Genomic DNA, 23436 nt, shown 5'->3' on the forward strand with positions numbered 1-23436 from the left:
CCTACAACAGAGGTAGCTATGGTTAAAAAGCGACGTCGGCCATTGTCTACAGGCGCATTGCTCATCCACTTATCTCCACTATGATTCTCAACACTTGCTATATTGAGAACATCAGTTACAGCAGGTTAATTATTCGAAATTTTTAAAATAGAAGCGATCATAATTAAAACCCTTGATTAAAACAAGGTTATTCAAAGCCCCATGCTCGAATAAACCTGACTTGATCAAAAATTTGATTAAGCTAGCTCGAGAATAAAGCCGAACGACTATAATAACGCTTCTGTAAAAACAATATACTGACCGAGATCAACACCACTAAGAGGAAACAGTAAAAACTGTACATAGTGTCGTTAAACTCACTCATTTTACTTCCACGCCAATTGTAGCAAAAAATTCCACCAATTAACTGATGGATTTAAACTAATTACGATAATTATTTAACTTTTTTGCAGCTATCTGAGTGTTTTTTAACTTTCGTTCGATTAATACGCAGTTATTAATAAATTTGATCATCATTAATTACAGCAATACCAAGTATGGCGACCGCTATAAACAAATTTAAATTAAGCAGCAAATGTAAACTTTTTGATTTGAAAACAAAAAACCCAGCATAAGCTGGGTTTTTGAATTCTTGATAACGTATAGATTAACGTTTTGAGAACTGTGGACGCTTACGCGCTTTCTTAAGACCCACTTTCTTACGTTCAACTTTACGTGCATCACGTGTAACAAAACCTGCTTTACGAAGTTGTGGACGTAGTGACTCGTCAAACTCCATAAGTGCACGAGTGATACCGTGACGGATAGCACCAGCTTGACCAGTTGTACCACCACCAGAAACGGTGATGTAAAGGTCAAATTTTTCAGTCATATCAACTAGCTCAAGAGCTTGATGAACAACCATGCGTGCTGTTTCGCGACCAAAATACTCTTCTAGAGAGCGTTTGTTGATTACGATGTTACCAGTGCCTGGGCGTAAGAATACGCGAGCACTTGAACTTTTACGACGACCTGTACCGTAGTATTGATTTGCCATGATGGTGCTCCTTAAATGTCTAGAACCTGAGGCTGTTGTGCAGCATGGTTATGCTCAGTACCTGCGTAAACTTTAAGTTTACGGTACATAGCGCGGCCTAAAGGACCACGTGGCAACATGCCTTTTACAGCTTTCTCGATGATCATTTCAGGCTTTGCAGCTTGAAGTTTATCAAAAGTAGTAGACTTAAGGCCACCTGGAAAACCAGAGTGAGCGTAGTACACTTTATCTTTGAATTTGTTACCAGTTACAGTAACTTTTTCAGCGTTGATAACGATGATGTAATCACCAGTATCTACGTGAGGAGTGTATTCAGCTTTATGCTTACCGCGTAGGCGGTGAGCGATTTCAGTAGCGATGCGACCTAAAGTTTTACCTTCAGCGTCAACTACGTACCAGTCACGTTTTACTGTTTCTGGTTTAGCAACAAACGTTTTCATTTATAAAAATCCAATGTTTTTCAATTAAAACCACAAGTAGTTAATATTAACTACTGCTCTAAGTTTGCTATAACCCCTTCGAGTTTTAGACTTTTGCGCCGCTCACAAGTGGCTAGACTATATGAGGACATAGAACGCAACGTGGCAGACGCGGGAGTATACCAGCACTTAAAACACATTGCTACTCGCCGGTTGTTTTTTCCACAAGAAATTTCAGAAATAAGAAGTACTATATATGTACCTCTTTTTTATAGTTGCCCTATTACACATTTACTTACTTATTTAAACTAAATGCTCTCTAGCTAAATATTCTAAGGATTGCATTTCTTGTAAACGACTAATACAACGCTTAAATTCAAAGTTTAAATTACCTTGGGTATAAAGTTCGGTAATAGGTTTTTCAGCCGATATAATTAAAGTTACATGGCGCTCATAAAATTCATCCACTAAAGCAATAAAGCGTCTAGCAGCATCATCATTAGTTTGCCCTAGCTGTTTTACGTTAGAAATAATCACCGTATTGTATAAGCGGCTAATCTCCATGTAATCGACCTGGCTACGTGCTGTTTCGCACAATTCACTAAACTCAAACATCACAACGCATTTAGCTACTTTACGCGTTTTGATTTTTCGCCCTTCTATCTCTATCGGCTCATCTAATTGCCCTGGCTCTGGCGATAACTTATCGAAGTACTCAAATAGGTTCTTATCCGCATCTTCATCTAACGGACTATGAAAAATTTCAGCTTGCTCTAAAGTACGTAATCGGTAATCAATACCTGAATCTACATTAACTATCTCGGTATTTTTTTTAACAAGCTCAATTGCTGGCATAAAACGCGCTCGCTGTAAGCCATTTCTGTAAAGTTCATCAGGCACTATATTAGAGGTTGCTACAAGTACTATGCCCCGTGCAAATAGCGCTTCCATTAAGCCACCTAATAGCATGGCATCAGTAATGTCTTGTACAAAAAACTCATCAAAGCAAATAATGTCTGTTTCTGCTTTAAAAGTGTCAGCAATTTTTTCTAATGGATTAGCCGTATTATTTAGCTTTTTAAGCTCGTTATGCACTCGGTGCATAAATCGATGAAAGTGCACACGCATTTTACGTGTGCCCGGTAATGATTCGTAAAAAGTGTCAACTAAATAAGTTTTACCACGCCCTACTCCCCCCCAAAAGTACAAACCTTTTACAGGCGCAGGTTCTTCTTTACTAAATAGCTTAGCAAAAAAGCCTTTTTGTTTTGGCTTTGTCTGAGTTAGGTCATCGTATAGACGTTGTAAATGGCGCACAGCATTTTCTTGTGCTGCGTCGTGTACAAAGTCATCTCGCTTTAAGTCTTGTTGGTATGTTTGCCAAGGAGTCATATCTATTTACAGTTAAAACACAGTTTAATTTGCAAAGCATATTAACACGCATCATAACTCGGGGTATATTACACTTAGTATGATTTATAATTGAATCGGCATTCGTTAGTTATTTTCCCAAAGGGGTAGTTTTTATGGGCACAGTTATGTGGGTAGGTTTGATTGTTATTGTTGCTGTTGTAGCATTTTTTATTGGTGCATTTGTAACTAAAAAACAGTTCAAACAAGATGAACTAAAAGAGCAAGCGGAACAAGCACAAAGTGCGCTTGAGCAGTATCGCCAAGATGTCGCTGATCATTTAGCGAATACTGGTAAGCTCGTAAATAAAATGAAAGAAAACTATGATCAACTGCTTAGTCACGTTGAAGAAACAAACCAGCTTCTTCTAGAAGATAGAAATAAAGCACCAGCTGAACCTTATTTCTCTAAAGAAACAACCGAACAATTACAAGCATCTTTAAAAGAGCGTCGTTCAGACCGCTCTTCTGCAGAAGCGCAACCAGCTGATTATGTATCAGGTGAATCCGGTTTATTTGCTGGTCAAAATAAAGTTTCAGAACATTCTAAAGCATCTTGATGAACTTTTTTTTGACCCCATAGTCTTTAGATATAACAGCTTTGTTGTTTTATCTTAATAAACCGAAAAGGGCTGCTGTAAAGTAGCCCTTTTTGTTTTGCTTTATCTTAAGTGGAGTTACCCCTGACTATGAAAATGAAATTATCACTTATCAGCGCAGCTATTCTATCTACAAGCTTATTAATGAGCCCTGTAGCATCTTATGCAAAAATGCCAATTGCAGTAAATGGTCAACAACTACCAACTCTTGCCCCCATGCTAGAGAAAATATCTCCAGGTGTTGTAAGTATCCAAGTTTCAGGCTCAAAAGAAGTACGCCGCCGTGCAGATCCGCTTGAATACTTTTTTGGACAGCAACAGCCTCGCAGTCAAAAGCGTCAATTTAGTGGGTTAGGCTCTGGGGTAATTATTGATGCTGATGAGGGTTATGTAGTCACTAATAATCACGTAATCCAAGATGCCGAAAAAATGGTAGTAACCCTCGAAGATGGCCGTGAATTTGAAGCAACTAAAATTGGTACTGATACAGAATCAGACATCGCTCTTTTACAAATAGACGCTGATGACTTAACTGAAATAAAACTCGCAAATTCAGATAGTTTACGAGTGGGCGACTTTGCCGTCGCTATTGGTAACCCATTTGGACTTAGCCACACAGTTACATCTGGTATTGTTAGCGCTCTTGGCCGTAGTGGTTTAAATATTGAGGGCTACGAAGATTTCATTCAAACCGATGCTGCTATCAACCAAGGCAACTCTGGTGGTGCACTAGTTAACTTAAACGGTGAATTGATTGGTATTAACACTGCTATTTTAGGTGCTTCTGGCGGTAACGTGGGTATTGGTTTTGCCATTCCATCAAACATGATGAAAAACTTAGTTGATCAAATTGTTGAACACGGTGAAGTACGCCGAGGGTCGCTGGGTATCTCTGGCCGCCCACTTGATGCAGGCCTTGCTAAGGCGCAGCAACTTGACGTTAAACAAGGTGCTTATGTAATGCAAGTAATGGACGACACTGCCGCAAGTAAAGCAGGTATAAAAGCAGGTGACGTAATTGTTAGCATTAATGGCGGTGATATTAGTGGTTTCCACGAACTGCGCAGCAAAATTGCTACGCTAGGTGAAGGCCGCGAAATAAAACTTGGCATTTACCGCGATGGTAAAATTAAAACAGTGAAAGTAACTCTTGATGGTGCATCAGGTGTTACAGCGACCGGTGAAGAACTCCATCCTGCATTCCAAGGCGCTGAGCTCGAAAACGTGCAAAAAAATAGCAATAAAGGTGTTGAGGTTACGTCTGTAGACCCTCGCTCACCTTCTGCCCGTGTTGGCCTTGAAGAAGGTGATATTATTATGCAAGTGAATCGCCAACGAGTAGAAACTATTCGTGATATGAATAAGATTATCGAAAACACCAAAGGTAATATCGTACTTGGCGTACAACGTGGCCGTGAGTCTATATTTATTTTAATTCAGTAATAAATAGCACTATTAATGTAATAAAAATAACAGTGGCACTTGCCGCTGTTATTTTTTTTATGTCATCATAAAGAGATTGCTCACTTACATAATAAGAAAACTGTGCTGAAATTAATAAAATTTATTCTTCCCCCTTTATTTGCAGGTCTAAGTATTGCTTTTTTAGTGGTTTTTTTCAGCCCTAATATGCGAGCCGCCTTACTTCCTAATGTTCCCCTTCCAAGCGCGATGAGTGCGAGTCACTTGAGTTTTTCTGATGCAGTTAAACGAGCAGCTCCTTCTGTAGTTACTATTTTTTCAGAAAGCATTTCCAAAGAACCTCGTTATAAAAGAAAAAACACGGTACAAGAGCTAGGCTCTGGCGTCATTATGTCGCAAGACGGTTATATTCTTACTAACTACCATGTTGTGAATAATGCAGACCAAATTATGGTTATCTTAACCGATGGCCGACGCTTTTTTGATGTGCAACTAATTGGTTTTGATACCATTACTGATTTAGCCTTACTTAAAATCAATGCAGATCACCTCCCGGTGATTCCCGTAAACGATAGCTATGTATCAAATGTAGGCGATGTTGTACTTGCTATAGGCAACCCGCTTAACTTAGGGCAAACAATCACTCAAGGCATTATTAGTGCAACGGGTAAGCAAAAAATTACAGATAGCCCTTACAATAACTTATTGCAAATGGATGCAGCTATTAACGTGGGCAACTCCGGCGGCGCATTAGTTAACTCCAATGGTGATTTAGTCGGCATTACTTCTGCACAATTTAAAACGCGTGAGAACTTGAATATTCAAGGAATATTTTTTGCGGTTCCTTACTCACTTGCTAAAAAAGTGATGGGTAAACTCATTCGTCACGGTCGGGTTGTACGCGGCTATTTAGGCTTTGAAGGCACAGCAGTAGATAGTACAGGTAAAGAAGTAAACGACAGCCTAACGCCGGTTACTGGCATGCGCATTACTAATTTAGACCCTTTGGGGCCAGCATGGCAAGCGGGTATTGAAGAGCAAGATATCGTCATTAAAATTGCAGGGCTTTCGGTAGCAAATCCACAAAAAGTGCTTGAAAAAATAGGTAATACGGAGCCAGGTAAAGAAATAGAATTTGAGCTTTACAGAGATGGGAAAATAGAAAAAATAATGGTGGTGGTAGCTGAACTTGAAACAAAGCTTTAAAAAAGAGTAATACCAATCGTCAATAAAAAGGTCGGATAGCAATTTGCGTATCCGACCTTTTTTAAAATAGCTTAACTAGTTATCTACTTAGCTACTTCTACGTTTAATGTTTGCGCCTAATGCACTTAGTTTATCTTCAATGCGCTGATAACCTCTATCAACGTGATAAATACGATCAACAACCGTTTCACCTTGTGCCACTATACCCGTTAAAATTAAACTAGCTGAAGCGCGTAAATCGGTTGCCATTACTTGCGCACCCGTTAAGCTTTCAGTCTCACCACAAATTGCGGTATGCCCTTCTAAACGAATATTAGCGCCCATACGCTGCAACTCTGGTACATGCATAAAACGGTTTTCAAAAATCGTTTCTGTGATCGTTGCACTACCATTTGCTACTACATTTAATGCTGTAAACTGAGCTTGCATATCCGTAGGAAAACCTGGGTGTGGAGCTGTTTTAATATTCACGGCTTTAAGTTCTCGGCCGCGCATATCAAGATAAATACTATCGTTATGTACTTCTAGGTGCGCATTCGTAGCACGTAGCTTTTCAATCACAGGCTCAAGAGAATGAAAATCTGTATTTTTACAAAGTACTTCACCGCCAGCCATTGCTGCTGCGACTAAAAACGTCCCTGTTTCAATTCGGTCAGGTAAAATACTGTGCTCACAGCCAGCTAAACGCTCAACGCCCTCAACTTCAATGCGGCTGGTACCTGCACCCGTAATTTTAGCGCCCATAGCAATTAGGCAGTTAGCTAAATCAATTATTTCAGGCTCGCGTGCCGCATTATCAAGTATGGTTTTACCATCAGCCAGGGCCGCTGCCATTAATAGGTTTTCGGTAGCGCCTACACTTACCATTTCCATAAAAATTTCAGCGCCTTTTAAGCGACCATTCACCTTGGCATTAATATAACCATTTTCAACGTTTATTTGTGCGCCCATGCGCTCCAAACCTTGAATATGAATATCAACCGGGCGAGCGCCAATGGCGCACCCACCTGGTAAAGACACTTGAGCCTCACCAAAACGAGCCACTAGAGGGCCTAATGCAAGCACAGATGCGCGCATTTGCTTTACTAAGTCGTAAGGCGCTAATGTTTTATCAACCGTTGCACCGTCAATCACTAGCGTATCGCCCTGCCAATTAACATCAGCACCTAAAGTTTTTAATAAGGCTTCAGTGGTCACTATGTCGCGAAGACGCGGCACATTAGTAAAGATACTTTTACCATCAGCTAATAGCGAAGCAAATAAAATAGGAAGTGCAGCATTTTTAGCGCCCGAAATAGTCACTTCACCAGCAAGTGAAGTGCCACCTTGAATTACAAATTGATCCATTAGGAGGCCCTAGTTATTGCGGTAAAATAAATTTTTGTTCACGCTTCCACTCTACAGGAGTAAATGCACGAATAGATACTGCGTGAATTGTCCCATCTGAAATTGTATTCATTAATGGACCATAAACTAGCTGCTGCTTTTTAACTCGGCTTAAACCGTCAAAGCATTCGCCTACCGCAACAACTTCATAATGACTACCATTGGCTTTTACATGTACTTCAGCTAATTGAAGTTCTTCGCGTAATAATGTTTCGACTTGGCTAGTTTCCATAACTCTCACTCAAATAGGGTTGTAACCTGACCCAATTGCATTAAATTTTGCAATTGCTCAGGTAGGTTTTGCAATTCAAGGCGAATGCCTTGCTGCTTTAATTCTGCAAAAGAGTGAATTAACCAAGCTAAGCCTGCTGTGTCAACCCTTGATACTCCACTTAGGTCGAAATAGATGATTTTATGCTTAGTTAATAACTTATTGTTCAGAAGCTGTTCATCGCCAATTGAATTTCGAGTAAGCTCACCGCTTACTCCAAAATGTTGTCCATCAACTTGGCTTATTGCCAATTTAGTCATTCGAGTTACTGCCTCTAAACTGAACTGGTAGCTGACTCTTTTGCTCTAAAAGGTTACTTACATTATCAATACCTTGCTGGCGCAAAATACCTTGCAGCTCACTTTGTTTTGCGTCTAGTAAGCTAATACCTTCGGCAATCATATCGTACGCGCGCCATTCACCGTCACGGTCTTCGCGTACTTTAAAATCGATTCTGATATCAGGTTTACCGTCTTCAATAATTTTAGTCTTAATAACAACGACGTCTTTACCTTTGAACGCTTGCTCTGCACCAAACTCAACTTTCTGGTTTGTGTATTGAGTAAATACACCTGCATAAGTAGCAACTAAGTACTCTCTAAATACACCAATAAAGCGTTGAATTTCTTTAATTGCTTTGGCCTTTTCAGCCTCGTCGGTAATTGCACGAACTTTAGATACTTCACTGCCAAGTACACGAAGTGCTGCATATTTATAGTCGATATAAGGCATTAATTCTTCTTCGACTATTACGCGAAGGTATTCTTGATCTTTAACAATTAATGGCTGATCTTTTTTAATGCGCGCAAATGTATTATCGGCAACTTGGCGTACCATTTTATTAGGATCGACTAATTTCACATCTGCTGCACTTACGCTTTGAGTTAGCGTCATTGTGCCAATTGCTACAATAGCTAAAAACTTTTTCAACATAATAATTACTCACTACCTTGGTTGAATAAAAACTGCCCGATTAATTCTTCAAGTACAATGGCAGACTTAGTGTCAGTAATTGAATCGCCATCACCTAGTGCTTTGCTTTCCACACCAAATAAATCGTCAATTGCTTCATCTTGCTTGTTCTCAGTCACTGTTTCGCCTAAACAACGTTGTTTAGCAGAATCTGGTGAAATTACAGGGTGAATACCTAAGTACTGCTCACCTAAAATACCCGACGTTAAAATAGAGATTGAGCTTGTGTCTGAAAAACGACATAAGTACTGTGCGTCAATGGTCATATTAACGACTGGTAAAAATTCTTGTGGGTGTACATAAATTGATTCAACACGACCAATTACAACACCACCTACTTTTACCGGCGCACGCGCTTTTAACGAGCCAATGTTTTCAAACTTGGCATTAAGCGTATATGTTTCGCCAGAGCCACTAATACCTGAATTGGCAACTTTAAGTGCAAGCATCGCAAAAGCTAAAATGCCAAGTGCTACAAAAAAACCAACTAAAATTTCTAATTTCCGTGAATTCATTATCTATACCCTATTAGCTGGTAAACATTACCGCTGTCAAAATAAAGTCAAAACCTAAAACTGCTAATGACGAATGAACAACCGTTTCGGTGGTTGCTTTGCTGATCCCTTCTGAGGTCGGCACACAGTCATATCCTTTATAAAGCGCAATCCAGGTCACCACTATGGCAAATACAAAACTCTTAATAATACCGTTTAGTATGTCTTGCTGAAACGACACTTGTGATTGCATGATTGACCAAAAACTACCTGTATCAACCCCCAGCCAATCTACCCCCACTAAATGAGCGCCTATAATTGCTACGGCTGAAAATATCAATGCAAGCAATGGCATACTTATAAAACCCGCCCAAAAGCGCGGTGCAATAATACGTTTTAGCGGATCGATTGCCATCATCTCAAGTGATGAAAGTTGCTCTGTTGCTTTCATTAAGCCAATTTCAGCTGTCAAAGCGCTACCTGCGCGTCCTGCAAATAATAATGCAGTAACAACCGGGCCTAGTTCTCGCAATAAGCTCAGTGCCACTAACGGCCCTAAACTATCCTCAGCGCCATAACCAACCAATACGGTGTAACCTTGTAGAGCCAACACCATGCCGATAAACAAACCCGACACCATAATAATGAGTAACGATTGCGAACCAACCATATAGAGCTGGCGAACAAGTAAAGGTGTGCCTTTTTTAAAATTAGGAACATGCGCTAATGCACTAAACAGCATATAAGCAGAACGACCAAGGGCCGCAAAACGTCCTAGCGTTTTATGCCCTAGCTTTTGAAATAAATCCAACATTATGCTTTTTCTCCAAGTAGTTCGTCTGCATAAGCCTGAGCCGGAAAATGAAATGGTACTGGACCATCCGACAAGCCTTTTAAAAACTGTTGAACTAAAGGAGATTCATGATTACGCATTTCATCTGGAGTACCAGAACCAATTACCCCCTGATCGGCGATAATTATAACGTGTTCGGCAATACTCATTACCTCTGTAACATCGTGCGTCACGATTAAAGACGATAAACCTAATACTTCGTTGAGCGACTTAATTAGCTTAACCAATACGCCCATCGAAATAGGATCTTGTCCTGCAAATGGTTCATCGTACATGATTAGCTCTGGATCAAGTGCTATAGCGCGCGCAAGTGCAGCACGTCTTGCCATACCGCCGGATAACTCAGAGGGCATTAAATCTTTAGCGCCACGTAGCCCAACAGCTTGCAATTTCATTAACACAACTAATCGAATAAGGTCTTCACTTAGCTTTGTGTGCTCTCTTATAGGAAACGCGATATTGTCAAATACCGACATATCAGTAAACAGCGCACCACTTTGAAAAAGCATGCTCATTTTAGTACGTGCTTCGTATAACTCTTTACGAGACATTTTAGGAATGCTGCCACCTTCAAATAAAATATCACCTGAATCTGGTTTAAGCTGACCACCAATTAAACGCAACATAGTGGTTTTGCCAATTCCGCTTGGCCCCATGATCGCAGTAATTTTACCTTTAGGAACGCTAAAACTCATATTTTTATATATGATTCTATTGCCTCTCGAAAAGCTAACATCCTTGACTTCTACTATTGATTGCGACAAGTCGCTCTCCATAAAAATGTTCACTAGTGCACCTATTTTAAAGCTTTTTTGTCAAAGATGGAAAAAACAATTCGTAAGATTTTGTAATACACCCATGAAAAGGATTATAAGACTCGCTCAAAACAGCTTAACCCCGGCTTAAATTTTTAAATTAGCTGTTTAAAAGCAACATTGTTACGCAGTTGACCTTACTCTTTTATTTATACTTTCATCTTGGCTTTTGTTACTATTCGCGCCATCCGTATTTTGTATAACTGGCTTAACACAATGGTTACCTCGTTTGTTATTTTAATTCTTGGTTTTGCAGCTCTTGTTTGGAGTGCCGATAGGTTTGTTTATGGGGCTGCGGCTCTTGCTAAAAACTTTGGTGTACCTACACTTATTGTTGGTTTGACCGTTGTAGCCATGGGCTCTTCAGCCCCTGAAATGATGGTTTCAGCCTCTGCCGCTTTGGCTAACAAAACCGACACAGCCGTTGGCAATGCTGTTGGCTCTAATATTACAAACATTTTACTTGTGTTAGGTATCACTGCTCTATTTCGCCCTCTTTCAGTTTCATCTAGTACGTTAAAACGTGAAATGCCATTAGTGATGCTCGTATCTTTAGCTACTTGGTATGTGTTCTCAGATAACTACTTTTCATTTAGTGAAGGTGTTGCGCTTTTAGTTGGCTTTATCGTATTCATCGGTGGGTTAATCATTGTATCTATGCGTGCAAAAAACCAAGATGACCCATTTGTCTCAGAAGCCTGCGACGATGTACCAAACGATGTACCTACTAAAAAAGCGGTATTTTGGTTAATTGTCGGCATAATACTCCTGCCGGTTAGTTCTCATTTTTTAATCGGCTCAGCTGTTGATATTGCTAAATACTTCGGCTTAAGCGACTTAGTCATTGGTTTAACAATTATTGCCATTGGTACTAGCTTGCCGGAACTTGCCGCCTCGGTTGCAGGTGTACTTAAAAATGAAGATGATTTAGCACTAGGTAATATTGTTGGATCAAACATATTTAATATTTTAGCTGTATTACCTCTAGCAGGTATTATTAATCCTTCAGCAGTTGATCCATCGTTAGTAAGCCGAGATATATTAATTATGATTGGTGCAACACTTGCTCTTATTATTATGTCATTGAACTTTAGAGGCACCCAGCGTATCAATAGGGTAGAAGGCGGCTTATTGCTAATAGCGTTTTTGGGTTACCAAGGGTATATTTTTAGTCAAGTAGGGTAAATGATGGCAACGCTAAACTTTATTGAACAAGGCCTTCGCGTTTTAGATGTTGAGCGCCAAGCACTTAGTGATATTGCACAATATGTAGATGAAAATTTTCATAACGCGTGCCAATTAATGTACGACTGTGAAGGCCGTATTATTGTTATTGGCATGGGAAAATCAGGCCATATTGGCAATAAAATAGCGGCAACCCTTGCAAGCACTGGCAGCCCTGCGTTTTTTGTTCACCCTGGTGAAGCAAGTCATGGTGATTTAGGTATGATCACTAAAAATGACGTGGTTATGCTTATTTCTAATTCAGGGGAAACCAGCGAAGTTTTAAATATCATTCCGGTTTTAAAACGACTTGGTGCCAAAATGATAGCGATGACTGGCAATACACAATCAACAATGGCAACCCTTGCTAATGTACATGTGTGCATTAAAGTAGAAAAAGAAGCTTGTTCATTGGGTCTAGCCCCTACATCAAGTACCACTGCAACGCTTGCGATGGGCGATGCCATGGCAGTTGCATTATTAGAAGCTCGCGGCTTTACAGCTGATGACTTCGCGCTATCTCACCCAGGTGGTAGTTTAGGCAAGCGCTTATTACTTACTTTAAAAGATGTTATGCACAGCGGCGCAAATACACCTATTATTGATGTTTCACAAACAGTTAAAGATGCTCTAATAGAAATGTCAGCTAAAGGGTTAGGTATGACAGCCATTGTTGATGAAAATCAGCAACTCGTAGGGTTATTTACCGATGGTGACTTACGTCGCATTTTAGAACAAAGAATTGATATTCATACAACACAAATAGATGTTGTTATGACTAAGTCATGCACTACAGCTACGCAAGATATTTTAGCCGCTGAAGCGCTCAATATTATGGAACGTAAACGTATAAATGGCCTAATCGTCGTCAATGAGAAAAACCAACCTATTGGCGCATTAAATATGCAAGACCTATTAAAAGCAGGAGTGTTATAAATGCAATTTGAAGAACTCTATCAACCGCTGAGCGATGATGCAAAAGCACGCGCTAAAAAAGTAAAACTACTTATATGCGATATTGATGGTGTATTTTCTGATGGCCGTATTTACCTTGGCAATCAAGGTGAAGAGCTAAAAGCATTTAATACAAAAGATGGTTTTGGCATTAAAGCACTTATAAACAGTGGCTTTGAAGTAGCTGTTATTACTGGTCGTCATTCACAGATAGTACAACAACGTATGAGCAGCTTAACCGTACAGCATATTTATCAAGGCCAAGAAAATAAGCTCATTGCCTATCAAGAATTAAAAGATAAACTCAACCTTAGCGATGAACAAATTGCTTATATTGGTGATGACGGTCCTGACATGCCTGTTATGGAGTTAGTAGGCTTTGCCGTTGCAGTAAATGATGCCCACCCGCTTATTAAGCGTTTGTCACATTATGTAACGCAAATGCCTGGCGGTTTTGGTGCTGTGAGAGAACTCACCGATTTGCTCATGCTTGAAAATGGTAAAGCATTGACTACACAAGGCACTAGTTCATGAATGCAGCGCGCATAATATTAAGCGTTTTATTCATTAGCTGTATGGTTTGGCTTTGGTACCCTTATTTTACACAAACAAATATTGTGCCTCAGGCTGAGCCTGAAGTTGTTGCTAAGCCTGATTACATAGCTATTGAGCTCAAACAGACAGCCTATGATGAGCAAGGTAAAATTAGCCACAAAGTCACTGCGGCTAAAATGGAGCTATACCAGCAATTAGGTTTCACGTTTTTCGAAAAACCCATTTTTACTTTATATAACGAACAACAAACGTGGCAAATAAATGCAGACGAAGCAACATTATACGAAGATAAACAATTAATTTTAGAAGGTAATGTGGTTGCCAAAAATTTAACCGATAACGTCATGATAGACAAAATCAATGCTGATAATATTCAGGTTGATATAAAGTTATTAACAATGCGTTCGGAGCAACCCGTCATTATCACTGGACCCAATTTAAAAATCACCGGTAAAGGCCTAGAAGCCGACTTAAAAACCGAAGTGATAAAACTAATTAACCATACGCGAACCATATATTATGACCAATAAAATATTAAAATCACTGATAATTCCTACACTTATACTAGCGTTTAATAGTAGTGCTGCAGAACAAAACACGCAACCTGCTGCCAATCAAATTTCAATAAGTGCCGACAAGCAAGAAGGTCAATTAAAAGCTAATGTGGGTATTTTTGAGAAAAACGTTGAGATTATTCACGGTAATCGCCGCATTACAGCCGATCGCCTAGAAGTACACAAACGTGATGAACTTGGTGATAATAAACAATTATTAATTGCCACAGGTAGCCCTGCGCACTTTGAAGAAAAGCAATCAGACGGCACGACTATGAGCGCCAGTGCTGACGAAGTACGTTATGATGTATCTAAGCGTTTTTTAACGCTTGTTGGTAATGCACAAGTATCGCAAGCCGGACAAAAAATAAATGCTAAAAGCATTACCTACGACATAGAGCAGCAGCTCATCAGTGCCGAAAAAGATGAAAACTCAACTGACCGCGTTCACACAATTTTAGTACCGATCGAAACTAAAAAAAGTAAAAAAGGCGATAAAGGTCAACCATGAGCACATTAAAAGCAGAACTATTGGCAAAAAGCTATAAAGGTCGTGAAGTTGTAAAAAACGTCGGCCTTGAAGTACAAGCTGGCAGTATAGTTGGCTTACTTGGCCCTAACGGTGCTGGTAAAACAACGACTTTTTATATGATTGTAGGGCTTGTTCCTAGCGACAAAGGTAAAATATCTATTGATGATAACGATATTACTCTTTTACCTATGCATAGTCGTGCTAGATTAGGCATAGGCTACTTACCACAAGAGTCATCGATTTTTAGAAAGCTGACTGTTTATCAAAACTTAATGGCCATTTTAGAAACACGCAAAGAACTAAATAAACAAGCCAGAGAAGACACGCTCAATAACTTATTAGATGAATTTAGCATACAACACATTCGTGATAGCCAAGGTATGGCATTATCGGGTGGAGAACGTCGTCGTGTAGAAATAGCACGAGCGCTGGCAGCAGATCCTAAATTTATACTACTGGATGAACCGTTTGCCGGTGTTGACCCTATTTCGGTATTAGATATAAAGAAAATAATAGAACATCTTAAAAATCGTGGGATTGGTGTATTAATTACCGACCATAACGTAAGAGAGACCCTTGATGTTTGTGAAAAAGCCTACATTGTTTCTCATGGGGAGCTGATTGCATCAGGTACTCCAGAACACGTATTAAATGATAAAACAGTACGCGATGTTTACTTAGGCGAGCAATTTAGGCTGTAACATTTACGCCATGTCTTTAAGCATCTGCTAGTATTAATTATAACAACATAAAAGGATTGTTAGAGATACATGAGGCAATCACTACAGCTGCGCATGGGCCAGCAACTTACAATGACTCCACAGTTGCAACAAGCTATTCGTTTGTTGCAACTCAGTACATTGGATCTCCAGCAAGAAATACAAGAAGCTCTCGACAGTAATCCACTATTAGAGGTTGAAGAGGCAGACTATTCCGAAGACGCTGCTGGTAAAAACGAGCAAAAAGCTGATACCGATGACATAACTGTTAGCGCATCTGCTGATGATGCTCCGAGCGAATACGAACAAGATACTGGTGAAGCACTTGCAAAAGACACGCTAAGTGACGACATGGCTATGGATGTTAGTTGGGATGAGTACATGAGTGCCGCTCCTGCAGCCTCATCAGGTCCAATGCCTGAAGATGAATCTATATACCAAGGCGCCTCTACTGAAACGCTCCATGAGTATTTAATGTGGCAATTACAACTAACGCCATTTAGCCCTACCGATGAAGCCATCGCTATTGCGATTGTAGAAGCCGTCGATGATTCAGGTATTTTAACACTAAGCTGCGAAGAAATTTTAGAAAGCTTTAATCAAGAAAACGAAGATGATAACGAAGTCGAACTTGATGAAATTGAAGCGGTATTAAAACGCATCCAACTGTTTGATCCTGTTGGTATTGCTGCACGTAGTTTACAAGAGTGTTTGTGTATTCAGCTTAATCAATTTGATAAAGAAACACCTTACATTAATGAAACGAAAATGATTTTAACCGAGCATATTGATCTATTAGCAGCTCGCGACTATCGTACATTAATGAAAAAAACTAAGCTCAAAGAAGAAGAGCTTAAAGAAGTAATGACACTAATACATACTCTCAACCCAAAACCTGCAGATACTATAGTAAGGGAAGAATCTGAGTATGTTATTCCTGATGTGTCAGTTAAAAAAATTAAAGGCCGCTGGGTTGTCGAATTAAACCCAGATAGCATGCCTAAAATTCGTGTTAATAGCCAATACGCGGCAATGTCTCGCACTGTAAAATCAAGTGGCGACAGCCAGTTTATTCGCTCACATTTACAAGAAGCTAAATGGTTTATTAAAAGCTTAGAAAGTAGAAACGACACGCTATTAAAAGTTACTAATTGTATTGTTAAGCAACAACAAGGCTTTTTTGAACATGGCCCTGAAGCCATGAAACCAATGGTTTTAAATGATGTCGCTGAAATGGTAGAAATGCACGAATCGACAATTTCGCGCGTAACTACTCAAAAGTACATGCATACACCCCGTGGTATATTTGAGCTTAAATACTTTTTCTCAAGCCATGTAAGTACTGAAAACGGTGGTGAATGTTCATCTACAGCAATACGTGCGCTTATCCGAAAATTAATCGCAGCAGAAAACTCAGCAAAACCATTGAGTGATAGCAAAATAGCGGATATATTGGCTGAGCAAGGAATTAAAGTAGCAAGACGTACAATCGCAAAATACCGCGAATCTCTTGCTATTCCACCGTCAAATCAGCGTAAAAGTCTGATTTAAGACGCTAAACTAAGAGGGTAATGCTTATGCAACTAAACTTAACTGGTCGTCACGTAGAATTAACCGATTCACTAAGAGACTATATTAATACTAAATTTGCGAAGCTTGAAAGACACTCTGATCATATAAATAATGTTCATGTCATTCTCGATGTAGAAAAATTAAATCAAAAAGCAGAAGCCACAATACACGTAAGCGGTGCTGAGCTATTTGCCTCTACAGAACATCAAGATATGTATGCCGCTATTGACTCGTTGATCGACAAGCTCGATCGCCAAGTAATCAAACACAAAGAGAAGCTTGCTCGACACTAATATGATGAAATTAAGTTCACTTATATGCCAGGACTGCAGCAAAGCTGCGGTCCTTTTTAATAGCAAAAAAAGAATTTTAGAGTTCATTAGCGAACTTGCTCACGACAAACTTCCGTATTTACCGCAACAAGATATTCTTAATGCTTTAATGAGCAGAGAGAAATTAGGTAGTACAGGTATAGGGCGTGGCATTGCTATTCCTCATGGAAGAATGAGCGGTGCAGAAGAGCCTTTGGCTTTAGTGCTCGTTAGCGAAACTCCAATAAACTTTGATGCAATCGATAATCGCCCTGTTGATATTTTTGTCGCACTCATCGTACCAGATGGCGATAACCAGCAGCACTTAAAGACTCTAGCAACCATTGCTGATAAACTAAACAACAAAGATTTTTGTAAACAGTTACGCAGTGCAAAATCTGATACTGAGCTTTACCAAGTTATTGTCGATCAATCATAGTTTTATAAAGGGTGTTAAATGGAGTTAATTATCATAAGCGGCCGTTCTGGTTCTGGAAAGTCGGTTGCTTTGCGCGTTGTAGAAGATTTAGGTTATTATTGCGTTGATAATATTCCAGTAAACCTACTACCTTCATTAGTTCGCAGTGTGTCTGATAGCTACGATAAAATTGCTGTTAGCATTGATGTGCGCAACATCCCTAAAGAACAAGATGAATTTAACGATATTCTTGAATACTTACCAGGCTTTGCAAACCCTACGTTATTTTATTTAGATAGCGACGATCAGACATTGATCAAACGCTTTTCTGAAACACGCAGATTACACCCACTATCAATAGACTCGTTGCCGCTTGATTTAGCCATCAAAAAAGAAAAAGAATTACTTGATGTATTAACCACTCGCGCCGACTTTATGGTAGATACGACTGATTTAAGTGTTCATCAACTCGCTGAATCTATTCGTGAAAAGATTTTAGGTAAAAAAGATAAGCAACTGATTGTCACATTTGAATCATTTGGTTTTAAACACGGTATACCAAAAGAAGCAGACTACGTATTTGATGCACGCTTTTTACCAAATCCACACTGGGAACCAGAGTTAAAGCCTTTAAATGGGTTAGATCAACCGGTTAAAGACTATTTAGCTAATCACAGCATAGTGCAAAAATTCACATGGCAAATTCAAACATTTGTACAAACGTGGTTACCACATTTAGAACGAAATAACCGCAGTTATTTAACCATTGCTATTGGGTGTACAGGCGGGCAACATCGCTCTGTGTATTTAGCGCAAACTATCGGTGAAAGTTTCGCAATGACACATCCCAATGTAAAAATTCGCCATCGCGAGCAAGAAAAATAATATAGCTGAATAATCACCTGTTCAGCTTAGGTAGAGTAAGTTATGCATTGTGAAGATACCTTTTTAATAAAAAACAAATTAGGCTTACACGCCAGAGCAGCTACTGTGCTTGCGCAATTAGCAGTACAATTTGATGCGACAATCACATTATTCCAAGATGACAAAGAAGCAGCAGGCGATAGCGTACTTGCACTAATGTTACTTGAAAGTAGCCAAGGAAAAGAAGTTAAAGTTGTTTGTAAAGGCCCTGATTCTGAGCAAGCTTTACACGCTGTTGGAGAATTAATAGCACAACGCTTTAATGAACAAGAATAACCTGTTTTATAAAAACAATATTCGCATTACTAATGCTTCAATTAAAACAGATATATAAAATAGATAGGTTAGTAACGCCAGTTAACTCACCTCCCCCCCATAAAGTAATATAACAATTTATAAAGGACGCCAATGCCTGAAGCTTTTGAACAAGATTACCCACTACAGCAACTAAAACAGGTGACGAAGTCACTCAATAGTGGTCAATTTGTTCAAGTTAGGCGCATGCTCGCAAAAACGGCTCCTTGTGATACCGCATTATTATTAGAATCATCACCGCATAAAATTCGCCGACTGCTTTGGCAATTGGTCGATCCTGATGTGCAGGGTGATGTTCTTGAAGAATTATCTGAAGATGTTCGTTTAGGCATTATTGCCCAAATGGAACCTAAGCACATTGCCGCCGCAACTGAAGACATGGGCCACGATGACTTAGGTGAAGTATTACGTAGCCTGCCAGATACCGTCTATAAAGACGTTGTTAGCGCGATGGACATTCAAGACCGTGAACGTGCCACGCAAGCACTGTCATATCAAGAGCGTTCAGCAGGTGCGCTAATGAACACCGATACGGTGACCATTCGCCCTGATGTAACACTCGATGTTGTACTTCGTTATATTAGACTGCGTGGTGAGTTACCAGAGGGTACAGATGATTTATATGTTGTTGATAAACATAACTGCTTTATAGGCGCTTTATCGCTGAGTACATTATTAACTAATCCGCCAGAAAAAATTGTGCGCGATTTAATGGATGAAGATTGTGAGTCTATCCCAATATCAATGGATGAAAGTGAAGTAGCGCAATTATTTGAGCGCCATAATTGGATATCGGCCCCTGTGGTGGACGATAACGACCAACTCCTCGGTCGTGTTACTATCGATGACATCGTTGATGTAATCCGAGAAGATGCCGAGCATAGCTTATTAAGCCTAGCCGGTCTTGATGATGAAGAGGATACATTCGCGCCTGTACTAAAAAGCTCTAAAAAACGCTCAGTTTGGCTAGGAGTTAATTTACTAACCGCACTTGCAGCTGCTTTTGTAGCTAGCTTTTTTGAAGGCACTTTAGATGTGCTCCCTATTTTGGCTGTGCTTAACGGTATTGTCCCTTCTATGGGTGGTGTTGCTGGTAGCCAATCATTAACGCTTGTTATCCGTGGTATTGCAGTAGGTCATATAAACCAAACAAACCAACGTTTCTTGATGATGAAAGAACTGGCCATTGGCGCGCTAAACGGTATTTTGTGGTCACTATTAATTGCGGGTGTTATTGCGCTATGGCAGTGGGACTTTATGCTTGGTGGCGTACTCGCTTTCGCTATGTTTATGAACTTAGTGGTGGCAGGTGTTGCTGGTGCAAGTATTCCAATAATTCTTAAAAGAATGAATATAGACCCTGCTCTTGCAGGGAGTGTGGTGCTAACCACGGTGACTGATATTGTTGGTATATTCGCCTTTTTAGGTACTGCTACATGGTTGCTGATATAAATTAAACGCTTTAAATGTAAAAAACTACAGCAAAAATACTTAGGGTAAATCAGTAGCTATGGCAACGGATACCAAACATAAAAATGACATACCTAAAAAAACGCTAAAACAAAAAAGCGTATCCATATTAAAAAGTGTACTGGTATATGGCTCTATATTTTTCGTCATTTATACCGCCGTTAATTGGTGGCAGCAACCTGTCATGCCAGCAAATCCTCAATTACAATTAATCGACTATAAAGGGCAAAACATTGATTTAGCAGCAATGAGCCAAGATAAACCCACGCTTGTGTATTTTTGGGGAACTTGGTGTCCTATTTGTAGTATTACCTCCCCTGCCATAAACGAACTCGCAAACGAGAATAAATACGCTGTTGTGAGCATCGCGATAAAGTCAGGCTCTGCTCAAGAGCTGCATGATTATTTAAATGAGCAAGGCTACAGCTTCAGTACTGTTAACGATCAACACGGGGAGATATTTTCCGATTGGCAGGGACATGTCACGCCATCTTATATAATCTTAAAAGATAATAAAATGACGCAAGGACTCACCGGCATTCAGCCGTTATGGTCACTTAAATTGCGTTTGTGGTTATCATCAATGCTTTAAAAAAAAGCTAAACTTAGCACAGGATATCTAAAGAGAGGGGCTCTAAAACCTCACTCTTTATCACCTACAATAATATAGATAATAAAGAGCAAAGCTTACTTAATTTACGTATACAAAAGCTAAAAAACGCGTACCGCAATTAGCCTTATCTATTAGAAAATAAAGTTACTAACGTGTGCTTTGACGATTACCGCCTACTTTTGGCTTAGTGTTTGCCTTTTTAAATTGGCTAAAACCGGTATGTCGCGTTAGTGCCGGACGCCCACCTTTTTTACCACCTTTACCTGCTTTTTCATCGCGCCCTTCTTCTGGCACTAAACAGTTAGGCCCTTTACCAATTAAATTAGCTTTACCCATTTTACGTAGAGCTTCACGTATCATTGGCCAACCAGCTGCATCGTGGTAGCGTAAAATAGCTTTATGTAATCTACGTTGGCGTGCGCCTTTAGGTACTGGAACAACTTCTGAGTTGTTTTTTATATTACGTAAAGAGTTCATCTCTGTATGGTAAATAGTCGTCGCATTAGCCATAGGTGATGGGTAAAAATTTTGTACCTGATCAAGCTTAAAGTCGTTTAATTTAAGCCATAAAGCCATGTTTACCATGTCTTCATCTTTTGTACCTGGGTGAGCAGATATAAAGTAAGGTATTAAATACTGCTTTTTACCGGCTTCTTTAGAGTACTTATCAAATAGTTCTTTAAATTGATCGTACGCCCCCATACCTGGTTTCATCATTTTTGATAATGGACCATCCTCTGTATGCTCTGGCGCTATTTTTAAGTAACCGCCTACATGATGCGTTACTAATTCTTTAACGTAACGCGGGTCGCGTACAGCTAAATCGTAACGTACACCTGAAGCAATCAATACCTTTTTAATACCCTTAACTTCACGTGCTTTTTTATACAAATCTATTGTTGGCGTATGATCTGTATCCATGTGTTTACAAATATCAGGATATACACATGATAAGCGTCTACAGGTACTCTCGGCCTTTTTACTAGTACAGCGCAGCTTATACATATTCGCCGTTGGGCCACCTAAATCAGAAATAACACCAGTAAAGCCGGGAACTTTATCTCTAATTTGTTCAATTTCTTCAATAATAGATTCTTGCGAACGACTTTGAATAATGCGCCCTTCATGTTCTGTAATTGAGCAAAACGAACAACCACCAAAACAGCCACGCATAATATTAACTGACGTTTTAATCATATCGTAAGCAGGTATTTTAGCATCACCATAACTTGGGTGAGGAATACGCTGATACGGCAAACCAAATACAGCATCCATCTCATGTGTTTCTAATGGATATGCTGGCGGGTTTACCCAAATAGAGCGATCGCCATGTCGTTGGTAAAGCGCTCTTGCACAACCAGGGTTTGTTTCTTGGTGTAAAATTCGCGAGGCATGGGCGTATAAAGGTTTGTTAACACTTACTTGCTCATAAGCAGGTAACTTAACATAGGTTTTTTCCCACGGCTTAGGACGTGCAGGCTGAACCATGATTGGTTTTGCCGCTTCTGCTTTTAAATCAATACCCGCTTGTTTAAATTCTGATTTACTACAGCCAACATCATCCGCGCCATATGGGTTTGGAATAGGGTCGATTTTACCAATTTTATCAATAGCGGTAGAATCACTGCCACGCCAACCAGGTAGAGGCTCTTTTCGAATAACAGCCGTGCCGCGAATATCCTGAATCGTATCCATCGTTTCACCCGCCGCAATACGGTGTGCAACTTCAACTAGCGGGCGCTCTGCGTTACCGTAAATTAAAATATCGGCTTTTGCATCAAACAAAATACTACGACGTACTTTTTCCTGCCAATAGTCGTAATGAGCAATACGGCGAAGGCTGGCTTCAATACCGCCAATAACAATTGGGATACCTTTGTATGCTTCACGGCATTTTTGCGAGTAAATCATCACGGCGCGATCTGGGCGCTTACCGCCAACGTTATTAGGCGTGTAAGCATCATCGTGGCGCATGCGTTTTTCCGCTGTATAGCGGTTGATCATCGAATCCATGTTGCCGGCTGTTACACCAAAAAATAAATTCGGTCTGCCGAGCTCCATAAATGCATCTTTAGAGTTCCATGCAGGTTGGGCAATAATCCCCACTCTAAAGCCTTGCGCTTCAAGTACACGGCCAATTACAGCCATACCAAAACTAGGATGGTCAACATACGCATCGCCACTAATTATTATTATGTCGCAGCTATCCCAGCCAAGTGCATCCATTTCTTCACGTGTAGTTGGTAAAAATGGCGCGGTGCCATAACATTCAGCCCAGTATTTCGGGTATGAAAATAAGGCGCGCTTAGCTTTGAGTGTGCTCATAATTGTGGCCGTAGAATAACAAAAGGCGCGAATTATACCCTACTAAATTCTTTATATATACAAAGTA

27 protein-coding genes and 1 pseudogene are annotated in these 23436 nt (G+C 39.8%); 16 read left to right on the plus strand and 12 right to left on the minus strand.

Features of this window, described 5'->3' with window-relative positions:
* From L652_RS1000000124890 to zapE, 4 genes and pseudogenes are all read right to left on the minus strand, one after another.
* Nucleotides 1-65, minus strand: a pseudogene (locus tag L652_RS1000000124890) (ubiquinol-cytochrome c reductase iron-sulfur subunit); the annotation flags it as partial.
* A 581-nt stretch (nt 66-646) separates the two neighbouring features.
* Nucleotides 647-1039: a 30S ribosomal protein S9 gene (rpsI, locus tag L652_RS0104860; protein ID WP_024595789.1), complete on the minus strand. Its 393-nt coding sequence runs from the start codon at nt 1037-1039 to the stop codon at nt 647-649.
* Nucleotides 1040-1047: 8 nt separating this feature from the next.
* Nucleotides 1048-1476: a 50S ribosomal protein L13 gene (gene rplM, locus L652_RS0104865; RefSeq protein WP_002957960.1), complete on the minus strand. Its 429-nt coding sequence runs from the start codon at nt 1474-1476 to the stop codon at nt 1048-1050.
* A gap of 282 nt (nt 1477-1758) precedes the next feature.
* Nucleotides 1759-2847 (minus strand): cell division protein ZapE, encoded by a 1089-nt coding sequence (zapE, locus tag L652_RS0104870; RefSeq protein ID WP_002957958.1) that lies wholly within the window; start codon nt 2845-2847, stop codon nt 1759-1761.
* A 134-nt stretch (nt 2848-2981) separates the two neighbouring features.
* On the opposite strand from zapE, the gene L652_RS0104875 reads away from it, so the two are divergent.
* The 3 genes from L652_RS0104875 to L652_RS0104885 all read left to right on the plus strand — a co-directional run bounded on the left by L652_RS0104875 (nt 2982) and on the right by L652_RS0104885 (nt 6092).
* Nucleotides 2982-3425 (plus strand): YhcB family protein, encoded by a 444-nt coding sequence (locus tag L652_RS0104875; RefSeq protein WP_024595790.1) that lies wholly within the window; start codon nt 2982-2984, stop codon nt 3423-3425.
* A 129-nt stretch (nt 3426-3554) separates the two neighbouring features.
* Nucleotides 3555-4907 carry a Do family serine endopeptidase gene (locus L652_RS0104880; RefSeq protein WP_024595791.1) on the plus strand — a complete coding sequence of 451 codons (1353 nt, stop codon included), beginning with the start codon at nt 3555-3557 and terminating at the stop codon, nt 4905-4907.
* A gap of 102 nt (nt 4908-5009) precedes the next feature.
* Nucleotides 5010-6092 (plus strand): trypsin-like peptidase domain-containing protein, encoded by a 1083-nt coding sequence (locus tag L652_RS0104885; RefSeq protein WP_024595792.1) that lies wholly within the window; start codon nt 5010-5012, stop codon nt 6090-6092.
* A gap of 87 nt (nt 6093-6179) precedes the next feature.
* Here L652_RS0104885 and murA read toward each other — a convergent pair whose 3' ends face one another.
* From murA to L652_RS0104920, 7 genes are read right to left on the minus strand one after another with little or no spacing between them, the layout of a single operon-like run.
* A complete protein-coding gene (murA, locus tag L652_RS0104890) occupies nt 6180-7439 on the minus strand; it encodes a UDP-N-acetylglucosamine 1-carboxyvinyltransferase (RefSeq protein ID WP_024595793.1) in 1260 nt (419 codons plus the stop codon).
* 13 nt (nt 7440-7452) lie between these two features.
* Nucleotides 7453-7710: a BolA family protein gene (locus tag L652_RS0104895; RefSeq protein WP_002957953.1), complete on the minus strand. Its 258-nt coding sequence runs from the start codon at nt 7708-7710 to the stop codon at nt 7453-7455.
* Between the two features lie 5 nt (nt 7711-7715).
* Nucleotides 7716-8009 (minus strand): STAS domain-containing protein, encoded by a 294-nt coding sequence (locus L652_RS0104900; RefSeq protein ID WP_002957952.1) that lies wholly within the window; start codon nt 8007-8009, stop codon nt 7716-7718.
* Nucleotides 8002-8682: an ABC transporter substrate-binding protein gene (locus tag L652_RS0104905; RefSeq protein WP_024595794.1), complete on the minus strand. Its 681-nt coding sequence runs from the start codon at nt 8680-8682 to the stop codon at nt 8002-8004. Before L652_RS0104905 ends, L652_RS0104900 begins: the two co-directional genes overlap by 8 nt.
* Nucleotides 8683-8687: 5 nt before the next feature.
* Nucleotides 8688-9236, minus strand: coding sequence for an outer membrane lipid asymmetry maintenance protein MlaD (gene mlaD / locus L652_RS0104910; RefSeq protein ID WP_002957950.1), 549 nt, complete (start codon nt 9234-9236; stop codon nt 8688-8690).
* A 13-nt stretch (nt 9237-9249) separates the two neighbouring features.
* Nucleotides 9250-10029 carry a lipid asymmetry maintenance ABC transporter permease subunit MlaE gene (gene mlaE, locus L652_RS0104915; protein ID WP_002957949.1) on the minus strand — a complete coding sequence of 260 codons (780 nt, stop codon included), beginning with the start codon at nt 10027-10029 and terminating at the stop codon, nt 9250-9252.
* The gene (locus L652_RS0104920) at nt 10029-10844 is read right to left on the minus strand and encodes an ATP-binding cassette domain-containing protein (RefSeq protein ID WP_076914915.1); all 816 of its coding nucleotides are present in this window, start codon (nt 10842-10844) and stop codon (nt 10029-10031) included. Before L652_RS0104920 ends, mlaE begins: the two co-directional genes overlap by 1 nt.
* Nucleotides 10845-11099: 255 nt before the next feature.
* Between L652_RS0104920 and L652_RS0104925 the strand changes: the two genes are divergently transcribed.
* The 13 genes from L652_RS0104925 to L652_RS0104985 all read left to right on the plus strand — a co-directional run bounded on the left by L652_RS0104925 (nt 11100) and on the right by L652_RS0104985 (nt 21023).
* Nucleotides 11100-12068: a calcium/sodium antiporter gene (locus L652_RS0104925; protein WP_024595795.1), complete on the plus strand. Its 969-nt coding sequence runs from the start codon at nt 11100-11102 to the stop codon at nt 12066-12068.
* 3 nt (nt 12069-12071) lie between these two features.
* Nucleotides 12072-13043 carry a KpsF/GutQ family sugar-phosphate isomerase gene (locus L652_RS0104930; protein ID WP_002957946.1) on the plus strand — a complete coding sequence of 324 codons (972 nt, stop codon included), beginning with the start codon at nt 12072-12074 and terminating at the stop codon, nt 13041-13043.
* Nucleotides 13044-13595 carry a 3-deoxy-manno-octulosonate-8-phosphatase KdsC gene (gene kdsC / locus L652_RS0104935; protein ID WP_007580311.1) on the plus strand — a complete coding sequence of 184 codons (552 nt, stop codon included), beginning with the start codon at nt 13044-13046 and terminating at the stop codon, nt 13593-13595.
* Complete coding sequence (gene lptC / locus L652_RS0104940; protein ID WP_024595796.1) at nt 13592-14146, plus strand: LPS export ABC transporter periplasmic protein LptC; 555 nt, start codon at nt 13592-13594, stop codon at nt 14144-14146. Before kdsC ends, lptC begins: the two co-directional genes overlap by 4 nt.
* Entirely contained in the window at nt 14136-14681 is a 546-nt protein-coding gene (lptA, locus tag L652_RS0104945) for a lipopolysaccharide transport periplasmic protein LptA (RefSeq protein WP_002957943.1), read from the plus strand. The genes lptC and lptA overlap by 11 nt, the downstream gene beginning before the upstream one ends.
* Nucleotides 14678-15403 carry an LPS export ABC transporter ATP-binding protein gene (gene lptB / locus L652_RS0104950; RefSeq protein ID WP_002957942.1) on the plus strand — a complete coding sequence of 242 codons (726 nt, stop codon included), beginning with the start codon at nt 14678-14680 and terminating at the stop codon, nt 15401-15403. Before lptA ends, lptB begins: the two co-directional genes overlap by 4 nt.
* A 69-nt stretch (nt 15404-15472) precedes the next feature.
* Nucleotides 15473-16972: an RNA polymerase factor sigma-54 gene (locus tag L652_RS0104955; RefSeq protein WP_002957941.1), complete on the plus strand. Its 1500-nt coding sequence runs from the start codon at nt 15473-15475 to the stop codon at nt 16970-16972.
* Between the two features lie 26 nt (nt 16973-16998).
* Entirely contained in the window at nt 16999-17286 is a 288-nt protein-coding gene (hpf, locus tag L652_RS0104960) for a ribosome hibernation promoting factor (protein ID WP_007580301.1), read from the plus strand.
* Between the two features lie 4 nt (nt 17287-17290).
* Nucleotides 17291-17743 (plus strand): PTS IIA-like nitrogen regulatory protein PtsN, encoded by a 453-nt coding sequence (gene ptsN, locus L652_RS0104965; RefSeq protein WP_024595797.1) that lies wholly within the window; start codon nt 17291-17293, stop codon nt 17741-17743.
* 18 nt (nt 17744-17761) lie between these two features.
* Nucleotides 17762-18607 carry an RNase adapter RapZ gene (rapZ, locus tag L652_RS0104970; protein WP_024595798.1) on the plus strand — a complete coding sequence of 282 codons (846 nt, stop codon included), beginning with the start codon at nt 17762-17764 and terminating at the stop codon, nt 18605-18607.
* 42 nt (nt 18608-18649) lie between these two features.
* Entirely contained in the window at nt 18650-18922 is a 273-nt protein-coding gene (locus L652_RS0104975) for an HPr family phosphocarrier protein (protein WP_002957937.1), read from the plus strand.
* A gap of 132 nt (nt 18923-19054) precedes the next feature.
* Nucleotides 19055-20413 (plus strand): magnesium transporter, encoded by a 1359-nt coding sequence (gene mgtE / locus L652_RS0104980; RefSeq protein ID WP_002957935.1) that lies wholly within the window; start codon nt 19055-19057, stop codon nt 20411-20413.
* Between the two features lie 58 nt (nt 20414-20471).
* Nucleotides 20472-21023: a protein disulfide oxidoreductase gene (locus L652_RS0104985; RefSeq protein WP_024595799.1), complete on the plus strand. Its 552-nt coding sequence runs from the start codon at nt 20472-20474 to the stop codon at nt 21021-21023.
* Nucleotides 21024-21191: 168 nt separating this feature from the next.
* On the opposite strand, the gene L652_RS0104990 is transcribed toward L652_RS0104985, so the two are convergent.
* Nucleotides 21192-23369 (minus strand): YgiQ family radical SAM protein, encoded by a 2178-nt coding sequence (locus L652_RS0104990; RefSeq protein ID WP_024595800.1) that lies wholly within the window; start codon nt 23367-23369, stop codon nt 21192-21194.
* Nucleotides 23370-23436 lie beyond the last annotated feature (67 nt).

Source organism: Pseudoalteromonas sp. TB25, assembly GCF_000497995.1.
Classification (GTDB): domain Bacteria; phylum Pseudomonadota; class Gammaproteobacteria; order Enterobacterales; family Alteromonadaceae; genus Pseudoalteromonas; species Pseudoalteromonas distincta.

Coding starts and splice junctions, on each gene's coding strand:
- rplM (WP_002957960.1), bottom strand. CDS start 1,476: ATGAAAACGTTTGTTGCTAAACCAGAAACAGTAAAACGTGACTGGTAC.
- zapE (WP_002957958.1), bottom strand. CDS start 2,847: ATGACTCCTTGGCAAACATACCAACAAGACTTAAAGCGAGATGACTTT.
- L652_RS0104875 (WP_024595790.1), top strand. CDS start 2,982: ATGGGCACAGTTATGTGGGTAGGTTTGATTGTTATTGTTGCTGTTGTA.
- L652_RS0104880 (WP_024595791.1), top strand. CDS start 3,555: ATGAAAATGAAATTATCACTTATCAGCGCAGCTATTCTATCTACAAGC.
- murA (WP_024595793.1), bottom strand. CDS start 7,439: ATGGATCAATTTGTAATTCAAGGTGGCACTTCACTTGCTGGTGAAGTG.
- L652_RS0104895 (WP_002957953.1), bottom strand. CDS start 7,710: ATGGAAACTAGCCAAGTCGAAACATTATTACGCGAAGAACTTCAATTA.
- L652_RS0104900 (WP_002957952.1), bottom strand. CDS start 8,009: ATGACTAAATTGGCAATAAGCCAAGTTGATGGACAACATTTTGGAGTA.
- L652_RS0104905 (WP_024595794.1), bottom strand. CDS start 8,682: ATGTTGAAAAAGTTTTTAGCTATTGTAGCAATTGGCACAATGACGCTA.
- mlaD (WP_002957950.1), bottom strand. CDS start 9,236: ATGAATTCACGGAAATTAGAAATTTTAGTTGGTTTTTTTGTAGCACTT.
- mlaE (WP_002957949.1), bottom strand. CDS start 10,029: ATGTTGGATTTATTTCAAAAGCTAGGGCATAAAACGCTAGGACGTTTT.
- L652_RS0104920 (WP_076914915.1), bottom strand. CDS start 10,844: ATGGAGAGCGACTTGTCGCAATCAATAGTAGAAGTCAAGGATGTTAGC.
- L652_RS0104925 (WP_024595795.1), top strand. CDS start 11,100: ATGGTTACCTCGTTTGTTATTTTAATTCTTGGTTTTGCAGCTCTTGTT.
- L652_RS0104930 (WP_002957946.1), top strand. CDS start 12,072: ATGGCAACGCTAAACTTTATTGAACAAGGCCTTCGCGTTTTAGATGTT.
- kdsC (WP_007580311.1), top strand. CDS start 13,044: ATGCAATTTGAAGAACTCTATCAACCGCTGAGCGATGATGCAAAAGCA.
- lptC (WP_024595796.1), top strand. CDS start 13,592: ATGAATGCAGCGCGCATAATATTAAGCGTTTTATTCATTAGCTGTATG.
- lptA (WP_002957943.1), top strand. CDS start 14,136: ATGACCAATAAAATATTAAAATCACTGATAATTCCTACACTTATACTA.
- lptB (WP_002957942.1), top strand. CDS start 14,678: ATGAGCACATTAAAAGCAGAACTATTGGCAAAAAGCTATAAAGGTCGT.
- L652_RS0104955 (WP_002957941.1), top strand. CDS start 15,473: ATGAGGCAATCACTACAGCTGCGCATGGGCCAGCAACTTACAATGACT.
- hpf (WP_007580301.1), top strand. CDS start 16,999: ATGCAACTAAACTTAACTGGTCGTCACGTAGAATTAACCGATTCACTA.
- ptsN (WP_024595797.1), top strand. CDS start 17,291: ATGAAATTAAGTTCACTTATATGCCAGGACTGCAGCAAAGCTGCGGTC.
- rapZ (WP_024595798.1), top strand. CDS start 17,762: ATGGAGTTAATTATCATAAGCGGCCGTTCTGGTTCTGGAAAGTCGGTT.
- L652_RS0104975 (WP_002957937.1), top strand. CDS start 18,650: ATGCATTGTGAAGATACCTTTTTAATAAAAAACAAATTAGGCTTACAC.
- mgtE (WP_002957935.1), top strand. CDS start 19,055: ATGCCTGAAGCTTTTGAACAAGATTACCCACTACAGCAACTAAAACAG.
- L652_RS0104985 (WP_024595799.1), top strand. CDS start 20,472: ATGGCAACGGATACCAAACATAAAAATGACATACCTAAAAAAACGCTA.
- L652_RS0104990 (WP_024595800.1), bottom strand. CDS start 23,369: ATGAGCACACTCAAAGCTAAGCGCGCCTTATTTTCATACCCGAAATAC.